General features: G+C 59.6%; 15 protein-coding genes. 2 read left to right on the top strand and 13 right to left on the bottom strand.

Going from position 1 to position 15,455, the window contains the following annotated elements; genetic code table 11:
• Nucleotides 1–48: 48 nt before the first annotated feature.
• The 6 genes from AAY24_RS06255 to AAY24_RS06280 form a co-directional block, all read right to left on the bottom strand.
• On the bottom strand, nucleotides 49–2,664 hold the full coding sequence (locus tag AAY24_RS06255; protein WP_418064576.1) for a TRAP transporter permease: 2,616 nt from the start codon (nucleotides 2,662–2,664) through the stop codon (nucleotides 49–51).
• A gap of 300 nt (nucleotides 2,665–2,964) precedes the next feature.
• Complete coding sequence (locus AAY24_RS06260; RefSeq protein ID WP_046858956.1) at nucleotides 2,965–3,933, bottom strand: TAXI family TRAP transporter solute-binding subunit; 969 nt, start codon at nucleotides 3,931–3,933, stop codon at nucleotides 2,965–2,967.
• Between the two features lie 135 nt (nucleotides 3,934–4,068).
• Nucleotides 4,069–4,884 (bottom strand): enoyl-CoA hydratase-related protein, encoded by an 816-nt coding sequence (locus AAY24_RS06265; RefSeq protein WP_046858957.1) that lies wholly within the window; start codon nucleotides 4,882–4,884, stop codon nucleotides 4,069–4,071.
• Nucleotides 4,881–7,049, bottom strand: coding sequence for an acetate--CoA ligase family protein (locus tag AAY24_RS06270; RefSeq protein ID WP_046858958.1), 2,169 nt, complete (start codon nucleotides 7,047–7,049; stop codon nucleotides 4,881–4,883). The genes AAY24_RS06265 and AAY24_RS06270 overlap by 4 nt, the downstream gene beginning before the upstream one ends.
• 1 nt (nucleotide 7,050) lies before the next feature.
• Nucleotides 7,051–7,842, bottom strand: coding sequence for an enoyl-CoA hydratase/isomerase family protein (locus tag AAY24_RS06275; protein WP_046858959.1), 792 nt, complete (start codon nucleotides 7,840–7,842; stop codon nucleotides 7,051–7,053).
• Nucleotides 7,839–8,768: a MurR/RpiR family transcriptional regulator gene (locus AAY24_RS06280; protein WP_046858960.1), complete on the bottom strand. Its 930-nt coding sequence runs from the start codon at nucleotides 8,766–8,768 to the stop codon at nucleotides 7,839–7,841. The genes AAY24_RS06275 and AAY24_RS06280 overlap by 4 nt, the downstream gene beginning before the upstream one ends.
• A gap of 186 nt (nucleotides 8,769–8,954) precedes the next feature.
• On the opposite strand from AAY24_RS06280, the gene AAY24_RS06285 reads away from it, so the two are divergent.
• Nucleotides 8,955–9,161, top strand: a complete 207-nt coding sequence (locus AAY24_RS06285) for a hypothetical protein (RefSeq protein ID WP_234422256.1) — start codon at nucleotides 8,955–8,957, stop codon at nucleotides 9,159–9,161.
• Here AAY24_RS06285 and AAY24_RS06290 read toward each other — a convergent pair.
• Both AAY24_RS06290 and AAY24_RS06295 read right to left on the bottom strand, forming a co-directional pair.
• Nucleotides 9,158–9,505, bottom strand: coding sequence for a CpXC domain-containing protein (locus AAY24_RS06290; protein WP_046858961.1), 348 nt, complete (start codon nucleotides 9,503–9,505; stop codon nucleotides 9,158–9,160). The two genes, AAY24_RS06285 and AAY24_RS06290, sit on opposite strands and share 4 nt — an antisense overlap.
• A 14-nt stretch (nucleotides 9,506–9,519) precedes the next feature.
• Complete coding sequence (locus tag AAY24_RS06295) at nucleotides 9,520–11,250, bottom strand: HAD family hydrolase (protein ID WP_257720832.1); 1,731 nt, start codon at nucleotides 11,248–11,250, stop codon at nucleotides 9,520–9,522.
• A gap of 251 nt (nucleotides 11,251–11,501) precedes the next feature.
• On the opposite strand from AAY24_RS06295, the gene AAY24_RS06300 reads away from it, so the two are divergent.
• Nucleotides 11,502–12,182, top strand: coding sequence for a thiol:disulfide interchange protein DsbA/DsbL (locus tag AAY24_RS06300; protein WP_046858962.1), 681 nt, complete (start codon nucleotides 11,502–11,504; stop codon nucleotides 12,180–12,182).
• Between the two features lie 55 nt (nucleotides 12,183–12,237).
• On the opposite strand, the gene AAY24_RS06305 is transcribed toward AAY24_RS06300, so the two are convergent.
• The 5 genes from AAY24_RS06305 to AAY24_RS06325 all read right to left on the bottom strand — a co-directional run bounded on the left by AAY24_RS06305 (nucleotide 12,238) and on the right by AAY24_RS06325 (nucleotide 15,448).
• Entirely contained in the window at nucleotides 12,238–12,477 is a 240-nt protein-coding gene (locus tag AAY24_RS06305) for a CDGSH iron-sulfur domain-containing protein (protein ID WP_046858963.1), read from the bottom strand.
• Between the two features lie 95 nt (nucleotides 12,478–12,572).
• Nucleotides 12,573–12,842, bottom strand: coding sequence for an Lrp/AsnC family transcriptional regulator (locus AAY24_RS06310; RefSeq protein WP_046858964.1), 270 nt, complete (start codon nucleotides 12,840–12,842; stop codon nucleotides 12,573–12,575).
• Nucleotides 12,843–13,226: 384 nt separating this feature from the next.
• Complete coding sequence (locus tag AAY24_RS06315) at nucleotides 13,227–13,730, bottom strand: GlcG/HbpS family heme-binding protein (RefSeq protein ID WP_046858965.1); 504 nt, start codon at nucleotides 13,728–13,730, stop codon at nucleotides 13,227–13,229.
• A gap of 117 nt (nucleotides 13,731–13,847) precedes the next feature.
• A complete protein-coding gene (locus tag AAY24_RS06320; protein ID WP_046858966.1) occupies nucleotides 13,848–14,279 on the bottom strand; it encodes a YqaA family protein in 432 nt (143 codons plus the stop codon).
• Nucleotides 14,280–14,395: 116 nt separating this feature from the next.
• Complete coding sequence (locus AAY24_RS06325; protein WP_046858967.1) at nucleotides 14,396–15,448, bottom strand: aldo/keto reductase; 1,053 nt, start codon at nucleotides 15,446–15,448, stop codon at nucleotides 14,396–14,398.
• Nucleotides 15,449–15,455: the final 7 nt, after the last annotated feature.

Below are 15,455 nucleotides of genomic sequence, written 5' to 3' on the forward strand. Positions count from 1 at the left end.
GTTTCCAGAGGCGGCCCCGCTTCAATGCAGGGCCGCTGATGATGGTTATCAGACAGACACAGCAGCATCCTGTGCTGTTTGCCGCGCATGACGTCGCCGCTGTACCAAACCGACCAGGGCCAGCAGTATCAATGCAGGAACAAACATCCACTGTTTGGCCGGTCGATCAGCCTCCACCTCGATGTGGACAATTTCCCAGTCAAAATCGATACCCGCGTTCTGGGCGACACTGCCGAATACCACGTTGTCGACATACACCTTGTCACCTTCGGTCCGGGTCTCCAGCCCGGCGCTGATCAGGCGCGCCTCGCCACTACCCGCATCGCCCAGCGGTAGCAGAATGGTCTTGCGAATAAACTTGCCGTCCAGATTCTCTCCCGCAACCGTAACCTGCAACTTGCCGTTTGCCGGGGTGTTTTCCGCCACCTGGACGATTTCAGTAGCCGGTATAATCTCCATCGGGGCATACAACTCATCCCACCAGAACCCGGGCCGGAACAGAGTGAATGCCACCAGCAGAAGCGCCAGTGATTCCCACAGGCGACTCCGGGTCAACCAGTAGCCCTGGGTGGCCGCCGCGAACAGCAGCATGGCGATCACCGCACTGACGATGACCAGCAGCAACTCAAACCAGCCATCAATATCGATCAACAGCAGCTGGGTATTGAAGATGAACAGGAACGGCAGAATCGCGGTACGGATATCGTACATAAAACCCTGGATACCGGTCTTGATCGGGTCGCTCTTGGCGATGGCGGCGGCGGCAAAAGCCGCCAGCCCAACGGGCGGCGTATCATCCGCCAGAATACCGAAGTAGAACACAAACATGTGTACGGCGATCAACGGCACGATCAAACCGTTGCTGGCCGCCAGCGAGACCACCACCGGTGCCATCAGACTGGACACCACGATGTAGTTGGCGGTGGTCGGCAACCCCATACCCAGTACGATACAGATGGCCGCTGTGAAGATCAGCGCCAGGATCAGGTAGCCGCCGGAGATGAATTCGACAAACTCAATCATCACCTGTCCGATTCCGGTCAGAGTGATGGTACCAACCACGATACCGGCAGCCGCAGTCGCCACGCCAATGCCGATCATGTTGCGCGCACCAATCACCAGGCCATCGATACAGTCATTCACCCCATGCAGCAGCTGCATCCACTCCACGTCGCCACTCTCACCCCGAAACAGGGCAACCAGGGGGCGCTGGGTAATGACGATCAGAATCATAAACAGAGTTGCCCAGAATGCTGCCAGGCCGGGGGAGAAACGCTCCACCACCAGGCACCACATCAACACCACGATAGGCAGCAGAAAATAGAGTCCCACCTTGACCGTGGGCCCCACTTCCGGCAGCTCCATCACCGGGTTATCCGGGTCATCAATCTCCAGCTCCGGATAACGGGCGGCAAACTTCACCAGGCCGACGTAAGCCACCAGCACCAGGGCAGAAACGATATAGAAAGCCGCATCCCCGGTGTAACTCTTGATCCAACCGATGCCGTAATAGACCGCCAGGCCGATCACACAGGTGCCGGCTACGATGGCGGCGAAGGTCATCAGTTTCTGTGCCAGCGTACTGTTAACCGGTCGTTGCAGACCCTGCATATTGGCTTTCAGGGCCTCCAGGTGAACAATATAGAACAGGGCGATATAGGAGATCACCGCCGGCAGAATGGCGTGTTTGATCACCTCCAGATAGGAGATACCCACGTACTCGATCATCAGGAACGCCGCCGCCCCCATCACCGGCGGGGTCAGCTGGCCGTTGGTGGAGCTGGCCACTTCCACCGCGCCCGCCTTGGCGCCGGAGAAACCGACCCGTTTCATCAGGGGAATGGTAAAGGTTCCCGTAGTCGCCACGTTGGCAATGGAGGAGCCGGAGATCAGCCCGGTGGCGGCGGAGGCCACCACCGCTGCCTTGGCCGGGCCACCCTTCATGTGCCCCAGCAGGGCAAAGGCCATCTTGATGAAGTAGTTGCCGGCACCGGCCTTCTCCAGCATGGCACCGAACAGCACGAACAGAAACACAAAGCTGGTGGAGACACCCAGCGCCACGCCGAACACCCCTTCGGTGGTCAGCCACTGGTGGGACATCACCTTGGAGAGGCTCTGGCCCTTGTGGGCGATCACATCCGGCATATAGCGGCCACCGAATGTGTAGATCAGGAAGATGATCGCCACCACCATCAGTGGTGGTCCCAACGAGCGTCGGGTCGCCTCCAGCAGCAACAGCATACCGATGGAGGCGATCACCAGATCCTGGGTGATCGGGGCGCCGGAGCGACCCGAGAGGGATTCATAGAACAGGTAGATATAGGCGGCGCTCAAGGCGCCCAGGATGGCAAAAATCCAGTCCTGCAGAGGGATATGCTCCCGTGGCGAACGCTTGAAGGCCGGATAGGCGGTAAAGGCCAGAAACAGGGCAAACGCCAGATGGATCGAGCGCGCCTCGGTGTTGTTGAACACACCGAAATTAAAAAAGAATGGCAAGGGTGAGGCGTACCAGAGCTGGAACAGTGACCAGGCCAGCGGAACACCAAACAGTATCTTGCCCGGAACACCGGCCGGATGTCGCGCGCCAGTGTCGGTCTGGGCGACCATATCCTTCAGTTCCTGATCGCTGACAATATCCTCTCGGGTTGACTCTTTACTCATCATGCTCTCCCTCTGGATCCCGTTTGGCCACACGGCCACTCCTGCCGATACGGCCAGGCGGTGAATGGAGATGAACTGTTGGCGGCTCACCCATGGTCCGGGTCGCCATCGATCTTTCCATCCCGGTGTTCCCGGATGGACCACTCTTCTACCCCGGCTCACAGGCTCCACCTTCATTCAGGTATAGCACAGCGCGCCCCTGGTAAAGCCGGCCAGCTCCACTCCCAACTTCATTCTGCGTTTTGCTAAAACACCCTCCCTGGACAAAAAAGGGGCAGCCCGCAGGCCGCCCCCCTTGCCTCCTTACATCAGGCCGGCTTCTTTATAGTATCTTTTCGCACCATCATGCAGCGGTGCTGACAGACCATCCTTCACCATCTGCTCCTTCTTCAGGTTGCCGAAGGCCGGATGCAGCTTACGGAAATCATCGAAGTTCTCGAATACCGCCTTTACCACCTGATAGACCGTATCTGCCGGCGTATTGGTGGAGGAGACAAAGGTGGCACCCACACCAAAGGTCTGCACGTCCTGGTCATTGCCGCGATACATACCACCCGGAATGGTGGCGACACGATAATAGGCGTTATCGGCAATCAACTTCTCCACTTCCGGCCCGGTGACCGACACCAGCACGGTATCGCAGGTGGTGGTGGCCTCCTTGATGGAACCGGAGGGGTGACCAACGGTGAATACCATGGCGTCGATCTTGTTGTCACAGAGCGCTTTCGACTGCTCCGCTGATTTCAGCTCCGAGGCCAGGGCGAAATCGTCCTTGGTCCAGCCCAGGGCTTCCATCAGGACTTCCATGGTGCCGCGCTGACCGGAACCGGGGTTACCGATATTGACCCGTTTACCCTTCAGATCGGTGAAGGTCTTGATACCGGAATCGGCACGGGCCACCACGGTGAACGGCTCCGGATGGACCGAGAAGACAGCGCGCAACTCCTTGTTGGCCCCGCTCTCGGCAAACTTGCTGGTGCCGTGATAGGCGTGGTATTGCCAATCCGACTGGGCCACCCCCATGTCCAGCTCACCGGCCCGGATGGTATTCAGGTTATAAACCGAACCACCGGTGGACTCTACCGAACAGCGGATGCCGTGCTCCTTGCGGCCCTTGTTCACCAGCCGACAGATCGCCCCGCCAGTTGGATAGTAGACACCGGTTACACCGCCGGTACCGATAGTGATAAATGACTCAGCGCTGGCCGTCGCAGCGGCTCCCAGCGTGAGGCCTGCCACAAGCGCCAGTGTGGTAATTTTCGTCTTTAACATACTAATCCCTCCTTAAGTGATCAGTCTCTACAAGTGAACAAGTTACGTGTTACTACCCGCTTCGCCAGCAGGCTACTCCATCAAATGCGCAAACCGTCGTTATGCCGTTTAATCGCACGGCTCCCAGGTAACTTACTAAACCCCTTTGAATTCAGGTTTACGCTTTTCGACAAATGCGTTGACCGCCTCCAGATGATCTGCGGTATTGTGACAAATTCCCTGCACCATGGCGCAGTGCTCTAGAAAGTCGGGTAGTTCCTGACGTTGTGCCAGCTTCATCAGCCGCTTGGTATGGCGCAGCGCCTGGGGCGGTTTAGCGGCGAAACCGGCCGCCATCTCCCGTGCCCTGGACAGCAACGCTTCGGGCATCTCCACCGCCAGCACAATGCCCATCGCCAGCGCTTCCTCGGCATCGATCACACGGCCACTGAAGGTGAGTTCCGCTGCCCGCTGATAACCGATCAGCCGCTGCAGGAACCAGGCCCCTCCATCACCGGGAATAATACCCAGATTCACAAAGGTCTCACCCATGACCGCATTGGCGGATGCTATCCGGATATCGCACATGCATGCAAGATCAAAACCGGCGCCGATAGCCGGGCCGTTTATGGCCGCAATCAGTGGCACCTCCGCCTGATGCATAGCCAGGGGAATGCGCTGGATACCTTCCCGATACTGCTGCTGGACCTGGTGCACATCGCCACCAAAGTCGCCACTGCGCTGCTGCATATCCTTGATATTTCCACCCGCCGAGAAGGCGCGCCCGGCACCGGTCAGTATCAGCACCCCGACTTCGGGGGTCCGGTTGACCCATTGAATAGTGGTTTCAATATCATCAATCAGCGCCGTGCCGGTCAGAGCATTGCGCACATCATCGCGATTCAGGGTCAGGGTGGCGACCCGCTCCTGCAGGCTCAGTTCCGCGTCGACCAGTTGCGGGAGATCACTCATGCTGCCTCCTGTTGTGGGTTTAATAAAATGCGCGCATCCAGTACGCAATAATCCATCGGCCTTGCAAGCACCGGATTAAGATCCAGCTCAACAATCTCGGGGTGATTGACACAGAGATCGGATACCGCCAGCATCAGGGAGACCAGGGCCTGCCGGTCGACCGCTGCGCCACCCCGTACGCCATCCAGCACCTTGCTGCCACGGATCCCGTCCAGCATCTCCAGGGCGTCGGCGCGACTCAGGGGCAGCGCACGAAATACCACATCCTGCAGCACTTCGACAAACACGCCACCCAGTCCAAACATCATTACCGGACCATACTGCCGGTCCCGGGTGACACCGATAATCACCTCCACCCCCGGCTCCGCCATCGGCGCCAGCAATACACCTTCGATAGCGGCATCGGGTCGATAACGGCGGGCATTGGCCAGGATCTCCCGGTAGGCCGGCACAAAGTCATCCGGGACCAGGTTGAGCTTGACACCCCCGGCATCGGTCTTGTGCAGAATATCCCGGGAGACCAGTTTCATTACGTAACGTGATTCCGCCGCAGACGGCACAATTTCATCAAACTCCTGTTCATCCCGGATGACCTGGGGCGGGACAACGGTCGCTCCATAGGCGGCCAGCGCATCCAGCGCCTCGTACTCGTAAAGACAACGGCGGCCACTCTGCAACACCTCCCCTATCCGGTCGGATACGCTGGCGGACAGCTCGGCACGCTCGCTCTGCTCATGGTCGGCCAGGCGGGTTCTGGCCTGATCATAATCGGCGATGGCCGCCAGACAGCGAGCCGCCTCATCAATGGAGCTGAACAGTGGGATGCTGGTATTTTCCAGATAACGCAGTGGTTCCGGCTGGAGCGGCCGGTAGAGACTCTGCAGCAACACCGGCTTGTCGAAACGATCCGGCAGCGGAGCCAGACGCCGGGCACACTGTAACTCGTCGTTGGAGAGAGACTCGGAGAAACGCAGTCCATATCCGCCGAACAGGCCCACAATCAGCAGAATGTCGATATCACTGTCTGCCAGCAGTACCTCGGCACAGTCGGCAAACAGTTGGGGATGGTTGTCGGTCCCCCCCGCCACATCCACCGGATTATTGACCGCCGCGGATGGCGGCAGCAGTTCCCGCAACCGGTTTCTGGTCGTCTCGCCCAGGCGGGGAATGGAGAGACCGAGCTGATGCAGGGCATCGGCAGCAATAGTCGCATGTCCACCGCCATCGGCCAGGATAGCGACCCGTTTACCCCGGAGTGGCAACTGCCCACGGGTCGCCGCCAGGGTGTTGGCCACCGGCAGTATCTCGTCGGCCCGCTCCACCAGCAGCACCCCGGCCTGGCGCATCACACCCTTGGCCAGGGCATAGCTGCCGGACAGCGCCCCGGTATGGGAGCGTGCCGACTGCTGGCCCACGGCGGTACGACCCGACATATAGATCACCAGCGGCTTCTCCCGGCTGATTCTGGCGGCTGACTGGAGAAAACGCCGCCCCTGCTTCAGCCCCTCCACATAGCCCACTATGACCCTGGTGTAGGGGTCAGCGGCAAAGTAGTCCAGGTATTCATGGAACTGTACATCCGCCTCGTTCCCCACCCCCACGTAAGTGGAGAATCCGAGTGACGGATGCTGACCCGCCTCGGTGACCAGTGACAGGGCCATATTGCCGGATTGGGAGAGCAGACCGATCGGGCCGGAACGGAGATCCCGAAAGCCCACCAGGTTGGCACCGCAGTGGGTAGTAAACATGCCCGACGTGTTGGGTCCGATAATACGCAGACCCATGGCCCGGGCCGCCGCTACCATCTCCTCTTCCAGCGCCTGTCCCGCTTCACCGGTTTCCGAGAAGCCGGTTGCCAGCACCACCGCGCCGCGGATGCCCCGCTCACCACACTGGCGGATCAATCCGGGCAGGGTATGGGCCGCCGTGCAGATCAGGGCCAGATCCGGCGCCTCCGGCAGGCTCTTCACTGTCGGGTAGCAGGTCAGACCCAGCACTTCAGACTCCTTCGGGTGGATCGGGTAGATCCTCCCCTGGAACCGGTTCTGCTGGAGATAGCGGATCGCCATATTGCCCCGCTTTCCGGCATCCCGTGAGGCACCCACCACGGCGATGGAGCCGGGGGCCAGGATGGGTTGCAACGGACTCTCGGTAGGGTGGTTCATCTCAGCGCCCCTCAAACCGTGGCGTACGTTTTTCACGAAACGCATCCACCCCTTCCTGCCAGTCCCGGGTGGTGGCACAGAAAGTCATGCCCTCCAGCTCCGCCTGCAACGCCTGGTCGAAACCCTGTTCCGCCGCGCTGTTCAGTTGCCGTTTGGCCAGCTGCATGGAGTGGGGAGCACCCCGGGCCAGCTGGCGACAGAACGCCCGGACCTCCTGCTCGAACTGCTCATCGGCGAAACAGCGGTTGGCCAGCCCGATGCGCAGCGCTTCCGGGCCATCGATCTTCTCCCCCAGAAACACCAGTTCGCGTGCCTTGGCCAGACCCACCAGTCGCGGCAGGATATGGGTCACCCCCCCGCCCAGAAAAGTCCCGATGGTGATCTCCGGCAGCCCGATCCGGGCAGACGCCTTCATCAGGATAAAGTCGGACGCGATGGCCATCTCGGCTCCCGCCCCCAGGGCGTAGCCGTTGACCGCCGCCACCACCGGCTTGGACGATGCCCGAATGGCCCGGCACACCTGCTGTTCAGCGTCCAGGTACTGGCGCCGCTGATAGGCTGTTCGGGTACCCGCACCATGGGCCTTCATGTCGGCTCCCACACAGAAGGCGCGACCAGCTCCGGTGAGCAGGATCACCCGCACATCGGCCTGTTGCTCCAGGTGCTGCAGCTGTTCCCGCAAGGCTGCATAGAGCGCCTCATTAACCGCATTCAATCGTTCCGGGCGGTTAAATCGCAGTTCAGCAATACCGTCCTCACAGTTCACCAGCAGACTCTCATGCGGGCTGTTCATATCTCTACCTGTGTCTTTCCTATCAGATTTTCATAGTGTTTTAACGAATCCAGCGCCTGGTCTCCCAACTTGCGCGCCACCAGCGACAGCAGCACCTCAATCAATACCAGGGAAGCGCTCATGCTGTTGCTGAAGAAGGAGCCTGACGTGGGGGAGATAAAGGTGTAACTGGCCGACGCCGCCAGGGGCGAGGCGTGATTGTCGGTGATGGTGACCACCTCAATACCCTGCTCCCGGGCCACCCGGGAAGCGGTGACGGTGCTACGGGTGTAAGGGGCGCTACCGATGGTGAACAGCAGGTCACCCGGCTCCAGCTGGGAGATCCCATGGATAATGCCGTGCTGGGCAACACTCAGCACCGCCACATCCTTGCGGATCAAGCCCAGGCCGTAGGAGAGGTAGTTGGCGATCGGATAGGACTGGCGCAGCCCCTGGATACGTATGCGTGGCGCCTGGATCAACAGATCCACCACCCGATCCAGGGTATCGCTGTTCAGACTCTCCAGCATGCTGGCGATGTTTCCGGTCTCCTCGTTGGCGATCTGACTCGCCAGGTGGATGCCCTCATGCCCCTGGTCATGCTGAAACAGTTGCCCGGCGCGCAGGCTGTAGAAGTGCTCCGTGCCGGCGGTGTAATTCCGGAACACCCGCTGCATTTCGGCAAACCCCTTGTAGCCGAGTGACTTGGCCAGACGGGTCAGGGTGGAGGGATTAACGCCGAAGTTATCGGCCAGGTCAGATATAGAGCAGATCGCAGACTGCTTGGGATAGGTAATCATGCCATCCAGCACTTCAAGCGCCCGTTTACCGAGCCGCAGGCCGGCGGTACCCGCTTTCAACTCGGCCAGCAATCTGGAGAGCTGTTCAAGGGTCTGGGGACCATTCACGGCGGTATGGTCACTGGCAGGCTGTCGCTGACTATCCATAGACTCTCAGGGTTGTTAGATACCGGCAAGACTGCTGAACTGACCTAAAGCATAGGCATCAGTGCGGATCAATGCAATTATATTTGTTTTTTTATTTAGTTTTGCAAATTCCAGATGCTTTTTGCCGTTAGTCTATATATTTAAATATTGAAGTTAGCGCACAACCCGACCACGTGCAGGAGAGAGATGATGAATATCGACAGGGCCAGGGAGTTGATCCGGGTTCAACTGCAGTTCAGCAGCGGCTATAACCGCAACGCCGTGCGCATGATCCTGGGTGAGATGCAGCGCACCCAGGGCCAGCAGGTGGTGGATAATCTGATCCGGGAGTTCGACCTGGAGTACCACTACGGACTCAAGGCAGGGAGCAATTTCAGCTCAGTAGGACTTTAGGACGACCGGTTCGATTCCGCCTGCGCGCCCCGTTCACCGCCCTCCCCGATCGGCGTGATCCGAATGGAAAAACGGTGCAGCAGAAAGGCGGCTCCAAAGGCCAACAGGGCGCCGAACTCAATGCCGAACACAAACACCACCTGCCACGGCTCAACCAGCAGACCGCCCAACGCCATGCCGCCAATCCAGCAGAACAGGCCAAACAGGGCGCTCCGTTTCAGGGAGTATCCATAGTTGGAGCGAAACGCCTGGCCACAATCGGCGCAGGTAAATTCGGGCCGACGGGCTACCCAGGTCTCGATCGGGCGACCACAGTTCGGGCAGTGGTAATGATCTATATCCATCCCAATACGGCGGCTCAGATGCTCCAGCCCTTGCGCGGACGGGCGGCGCGGCAGGCCAGGGTCAGCGCCCAGAACTCACCAAAATCATTCACCACCACGTCCGGCTTGTGCGGATGTCGCTCGGTACCGGGAAAGATCTTGTCCAACCACTGCTGATCCCACTGGGCGCCGTTGAAAAAGACACTGGTGACCCCGGCCCGCTTGGCCGAAATGGTGTCGGTGGTGCTGTCACCGATATACCAGATCTCCGGTCCCGGGCGCAGATGCAGATTCTCCAGCGCCTTCAAAATCGGATCGGCATGGGGTTTGCGAAGCGCGGTGTCATCACCACAGACCGTGGTATCGAACAGCTCGGTCCAGCCGGTCCCCTCCACGGCCGCCAGCTCCTGCTCAAAGAACTCCCGGTCCCGGTTGGTCAGCACACCCAGTTGCAGATCCAGGGCGCGCAACCCGATCAGCATATCCTTTACCCCGGGCTCAAACGGGTAGACTGCACCGAAGTGGTTACGGTAGTGGCGATTGAAGGCGGCGTGGGCGATCTGCTTGGCTGCCTCGTCGTTGCCGAACAGCACCTCGAAGATATCGGTCCGGGAGATCTTGCGATCCGCCTTGATCTTGGGATGGAGCTGGTGATAGTCGCGCACATGCTCCACCAGCCGGGCATCCTCCGGGGTCTTGCTGTCGGCGGGATCCACCAGCCGCTCCGACAACTTCAGCTCATCCAGCTCCGGCAGCATGTCGTCCACGGCGTGATACATGGCATCCAGGGTGTCCACCAGGGTGGCGTGCCAGTCAAACAGCAGAAACACCGGGGCGGTCAGATCCACCACCGCCGGGTGCCAGTCCGGCTCAATGCGTGGTGGCGGCTGGCGGCGTGGTGGCAGCCGTTCCGGCCGGGCCGACCAGAGGGCGGCCCGCTCCGGCGGTTGAACGGCCGGCTCCAGGCTGTGCAGCAGATCCAGCAGCGAATCGAGATCGTCCACCACCGCATCCGGCTTGTGCGGATGCTGCTCGGTGCGGGGAAAGATCCGCTCCAGCCAGTCCCAGTCCCACATGGCGCCGTTGTAGAAGATGCTGGTGATACCGGCCTCCTTGGCGGCAATGGTATCGGTGCGACTGTCCCCCAGATACCAGACGTCCGGCCCCGGCTTCGCCCCCAGGTTGGCAATCGCCTTCAGCAGTACATCCGGTGCCGGCTTGTGATGGGTCACCTCATCGCCACAGACGGTGGTATCGAACAGCTCCACCCAACTGCCCCCCTCCAGGCTGAGCATCTCCCGCTCCAGGAACTCCCGGCTGCGGTTGGTGGGCACACCCAGCCGGATACCCAGTTGGCGCAGCAGCTGCAGCCGCTCCCGCATCCCCGCTTCAAACGGCTTTACTTCGCCGAAGTGATCCCGGTAACAGGCGTTGAATGCCTTGTGGGCAATTGCAATCGCCTCCAGGTCGGGGCCAAACAGGGCGTCAAAAATATCGGTACGGGAGACCCGCCGTTCGGCACGAATTTTTGGGTGCAGTCGGCGGAAAATGCGTACAAACCGGACCAGCTTCACGTCGTCCGGCGTCTTGCTCAGCTCCTCCGGGGCGAGCCGACCCAGCAGTCCCAACTCCTCGAACTGGGGTAGCAGATCGTCAATCGCCCGGTACATGGCATCCAGTGAATCCACCAGCGTGGCATGCCAATCGAGCAGCAGGATTCTGGGTGGTGTGAGTGTCTGTATGGTGGAATCGATTCGATAACTCAACGGATACAGCTCCTCCGGTCAGAGGGTATAGGCCGATACCCCTGGCCACCCGGTTGAAAAGCAACTTTACACGATCAGGCAGCCGTGAGTATTACACGCAACGGACATGGCGTGAAGGCTGTCCCACCCCGACCATTCATAGAGCCTTCAAGCGTCGGCATGCGGTTGAAGTCGCGCAGTTGTACCGCTATCCTTCCCCTTCCAAGCCGGGGCCAAGGCCTTGTCACCCTTTCATCATCCAGTGGAATTTTATGAAAAATTACCTACTCATCGCCTGCCTGGCCCTCAGCTTGCTGGGCTGCGACAACGGCACCCAGGTCCCGAAACCCGAGCCTGGCAAGCAGGTCGCCCAGGCAGAGACGACGACAGATATCCTCGCGGACAAATTCAAACCCCTGAAAGCCCCCTTCCCGAACCATGAACTGGGCGCCAGCGAACCCTACGTGGTGGAGTTCTTCTGGTTCGGTTGTAGTCACTGCTACGGACTGGAACCGCTGGTCAAAGCGTTCCGCCAGAGCAGTCCTGACATCCAGTTCATCGCCATCCCGGCGGCACCAAACCCGCGCTGGGAGATCGAGGCGCGGATCTATTACGCCATGCAGGCGCTGGGGATAGAGGAATCCCACCATGACCGGGTATTCGAACTCTATGACGAGCTGCGGAAAGTGCCCCGCTACCCCAGCCTGGACGAAGTGGCCAACCTGTTCAGCGATGCGGGTGTCAGCAAGGAGGAACTGGTTCAGCAGATGGACAGCGAGGAGGTCTCGACAAAGATCGAGCGCTCAAAGCGCCTGTTCAAACAGGCCGAGCTGACCGGTGTCCCTGCACTGGTGGTGAATGGCAAATACCACCTGGATTTCAGCAAGCTCTCTGGTGATCAGTTTGCAGCGGACTTCATGGAGACGCTCCGGGCCCGCGCCCTGAACCAGTAGCCACAAAAACTGATCTGCCCCGGCCTGCTTAAGCAGGCCGGGGCAGCGGGTTCATTCAGCAGTTTTTATGGCTACCATCGCACAGCGGTTTGTTTTTGGTCCGCTTGCAACCACAGAAGTAGACAGTTTCCGATTTGGTCGCCTCATACTTGACCGGACTGAAATCGGTCCCCTTGTGTGAGCCATCACAGAAAGGTTGCTTGGCACTCCGCCCACAGGCGCACCAGAAGTAGCTCTTGCCCTGCTCCACATCCACCGGGAATGGGTGGTCGGCGGCACATACGGGTTCACTCATGGCCTATTCTCCTCGATTAACCTGACACGAAAATCGTGCCCTTCTCCATCATACCCCAACAGGGGGGAATATTCTGAACAGGCTATGCGGTGCAATCAGAGTGAAAACATCGCCTCCAGATCATGTTTCGAGTAGGCCTTGAAAGCCAGCATGGTGTCGGTCTTTTCGATACCGTCGATCTTCACCAACTGTTCCGTCACCAACCTGGCCAGGTCATCATTATGTTTCACCCGCACAATGGCGACCAGATCGTAGTTACCGGTCACCGAGTAGACTTCAGACACCTCTTCCATCTCGGCCAACTGTTCAGCGACCTCGTTTATCCGCTCCCGGACGACATTCAGTAATATGATTGATGTGATCATCGGCTTAATCTCCAGAGGTCATCGATTACTGGAGAAGCTCCCGATCCATCCGAAACCTCCCCGGGTTTAAACGCACGTAGCCAGACCAACAGACTTACCTGACCACCGGGTCCTGAAGTACATCTGCACCATAGCCACATTCATCAGTTTGACGGGACAAATTTAGCACAGAAACGCCCCGCCTGGAGCGCTTTGTACTGCCCTGCCTGCTCCTGCAGCAGGCCAACAGCCTTAAACCGCTGTGGTGAGAGATGGCCCGGCTGCTCCAGGGAGGAGGGATTCACAGATTACCGGCAGCAGCCGCAGGATCAGGCGCTGTTTAAGGCGCTTTCCGTGTCGCTTTTCGCTGCCGGCAACCGTGCTGAGGATTTGCGGCTGCCCGGGTTACAGGGACATCTCCAGATCATCCAGCACCCGGTCGATCCCCGCCTGGGCACAGGCCTCATCGGTCTCACCGGACGGGGCGCCACTGACCCCCACGGCGCCGAGCAACATACCGCCAGCCTGGATCGGCAGACCGCCGGCGGACATCACCAGCCCCTGTACCCGCCCGACCGGCGTATCTGCCCGGGAGGTCAGCTGGGAAGTGGCAGCGTTGAAGTTGGCGGCAGTGAACGCCTTCTGCCGGCTGATTTCCAGGGTGATGGGGGCGGCAATGGTATCCCGCAGGATGGCTTGGGGCGTACCGTTCCGATCAACCACCGTGACACCGATCTGAATGCCCTCTTTGCGACACGCTTCCACCGCGCCCTGGGCGATCTCCTGGGCCGTCTCCAGGGAGAGGCGCTTAAGATCAACGGTTGGCGCCGCCTCTTCCGCCGATACGCTCAAGGCGGTGCCAGCGGCCAGACTCATTCCCAGACAGATAGCAGTGATTTTTCCAAACATATTCCTCTCCTCCTTTAATTATTGTTAACTGCATTGTAGCGGTTTGACACCACAGCCATATTATGGAAAACCTCAGTATCAGGATCGGCAGGCGTGCAACAGAGCGGTTACCGAGTCCTATAGCAGAGTCCAGGCGGTCAGATAGACCACCGAGATATAACGCACGGCTTTGCCGACCCCCACCAGCAACAGGAAGAGCCAAAGAGGCACTTTCATGACCCCGGCTATCAGGGTCAGGGCATCACCCACCACCGGCGCCCAGGCCAGCAGCAGGCTCCAGAAGCCATAGCGCTGAAACCAGCGCTGTGCCCGCTCTACCTGCTCCGGCTTGAAGTAGAACCAGCGACGATCCTGGAAGTGCAGCAGGAACCTGCCCAGCCACCAGTTCACCACCGCCCCCAGGGTGTTGCCCAGGGTAGCTATCGTCACCAGCAGCAGCGGATCACCCCCGTCCCGCAGCAGGGCAAACAGGACCACTTCGGAATAGAAAGGCAGAATGGTGGCCGCCAGAAAGGCGGAGCTGAACAGCAGCAGACAGGAGAGAATCATCGCCTATCCTGCAGTAGCCGACTGTGCCGAACCAACGGCCCCGGCAGCGCGCCCACACGCCGGCCGGTCATCGGCGTGCGGGGAACAGGATCAGGACAACGGGCATGGCGTCCGGATCAGAAAGGTACCGGATACTGCCGGTGCACCGAGGCGATATCCTTCAGCACCGTCTCGTCCAGGGTCAGTTCAAAGGCGGCAATATCCTCCTGCAACTGCGCCATGGAGGTGGCACCGATAATGGTGGAAGTGACCCCATCCACCTGGTTACACCAGGCCAGGGCCAGTTGGGCGGGGGTCAAGCCGTGCCGCTGTGCCACCTCCACGTAGGCCTTGACCGCCGCGTTGCTGGTCTCGGTATCCCGGAACAGCCCGTTGCGCTGCATCTTGCTCCAGCGGGTACCGGCGGGGCGCGCCCCGTCGATATATTTTCCCGTCAGGGCACCGGCCGCCAGCGGTGACCAGGGCAGATAGGCCACGTCGGCATGCACGCAGTTTTCAATCAGGTAGGGCCAATCCTTGGTATGGAGCAGGTTGAATTCGTTCTGGATGGAGGTGACCCGCACCAGGTCGTGCTGCTCGCTGAGACGAATATACTCGTTGATACCCCAGGGGGTATCATCAGAGAGCCCGAAATAACGGATTTTACCCGCCTTGACACACTCATCCAGGGCCTGAAGAATCTCCAGCATCTGGGCGGTATGGGCCTGGGTATCCACGTCGGTAAAGCGCAACATGCCGGGATGGTGTTTGGCGAAGTGGGGCGAAGTGCGATTGGGCCAGTGCAGTTGATACAGATCGATATAGTCGGTCTGTAAGCGCTGCAATGAGGCATCCACCGAGCTGATGACCGCCTCGCCGGTGATGTCGCCGCCGTTGCGGATATACTTCAGGCCATTGCCGGCGATCTTGCTGGCGAGAATAAATTCACTGCGCCGGGAGCTGTTCTGCGCCAGCCAGTTACCGATGATGGTTTCCGTTGTGCCGTAGGTTTTTGCCGTCGGCGGCACAGCGTACATCTCCGCCGTGTCGATAAAATTGATTCCCTGGGACAGGGCATACTCGATCTGTGCATTGGCATCCTGCTGACTGTTCTGGCTACCCCAGGTCATGGTGCCCAGGCAGACACGAGAGACCTCAACATTGCTGCTGCCCAGCTTGGAATATTTCATAGTAGTT

This window comes from Sedimenticola thiotaurini (assembly GCF_001007875.1).
GTDB classification, from domain to species: domain Bacteria; phylum Pseudomonadota; class Gammaproteobacteria; order Chromatiales; family Chromatiaceae; genus Sedimenticola; species Sedimenticola thiotaurini.

Coding starts and splice junctions, on each gene's coding strand:
- AAY24_RS06280 (WP_046858960.1), bottom strand. CDS start 8,768: ATGGATAGTCAGCGACAGCCTGCCAGTGACCATACCGCCGTGAATGGT.
- AAY24_RS06275 (WP_046858959.1), bottom strand. CDS start 7,842: ATGAACAGCCCGCATGAGAGTCTGCTGGTGAACTGTGAGGACGGTATT.
- AAY24_RS06315 (WP_046858965.1), bottom strand. CDS start 13,730: ATGTTTGGAAAAATCACTGCTATCTGTCTGGGAATGAGTCTGGCCGCT.
- AAY24_RS06285 (WP_234422256.1), top strand. CDS start 8,955: ATGATGAATATCGACAGGGCCAGGGAGTTGATCCGGGTTCAACTGCAG.
- AAY24_RS06305 (WP_046858963.1), bottom strand. CDS start 12,477: ATGAGTGAACCCGTATGTGCCGCCGACCACCCATTCCCGGTGGATGTG.
- AAY24_RS06270 (WP_046858958.1), bottom strand. CDS start 7,049: ATGAACCACCCTACCGAGAGTCCGTTGCAACCCATCCTGGCCCCCGGC.
- AAY24_RS06260 (WP_046858956.1), bottom strand. CDS start 3,933: ATGTTAAAGACGAAAATTACCACACTGGCGCTTGTGGCAGGCCTCACG.
- AAY24_RS06320 (WP_046858966.1), bottom strand. CDS start 14,279: ATGATTCTCTCCTGTCTGCTGCTGTTCAGCTCCGCCTTTCTGGCGGCC.
- AAY24_RS06300 (WP_046858962.1), top strand. CDS start 11,502: ATGAAAAATTACCTACTCATCGCCTGCCTGGCCCTCAGCTTGCTGGGC.
- AAY24_RS06290 (WP_046858961.1), bottom strand. CDS start 9,505: ATGGATATAGATCATTACCACTGCCCGAACTGTGGTCGCCCGATCGAG.
- AAY24_RS06325 (WP_046858967.1), bottom strand. CDS start 15,448: ATGAAATATTCCAAGCTGGGCAGCAGCAATGTTGAGGTCTCTCGTGTC.
- AAY24_RS06255 (WP_418064576.1), bottom strand. CDS start 2,664: ATGATGAGTAAAGAGTCAACCCGAGAGGATATTGTCAGCGATCAGGAA.
- AAY24_RS06265 (WP_046858957.1), bottom strand. CDS start 4,884: ATGAGTGATCTCCCGCAACTGGTCGACGCGGAACTGAGCCTGCAGGAG.
- AAY24_RS06310 (WP_046858964.1), bottom strand. CDS start 12,842: ATGATCACATCAATCATATTACTGAATGTCGTCCGGGAGCGGATAAAC.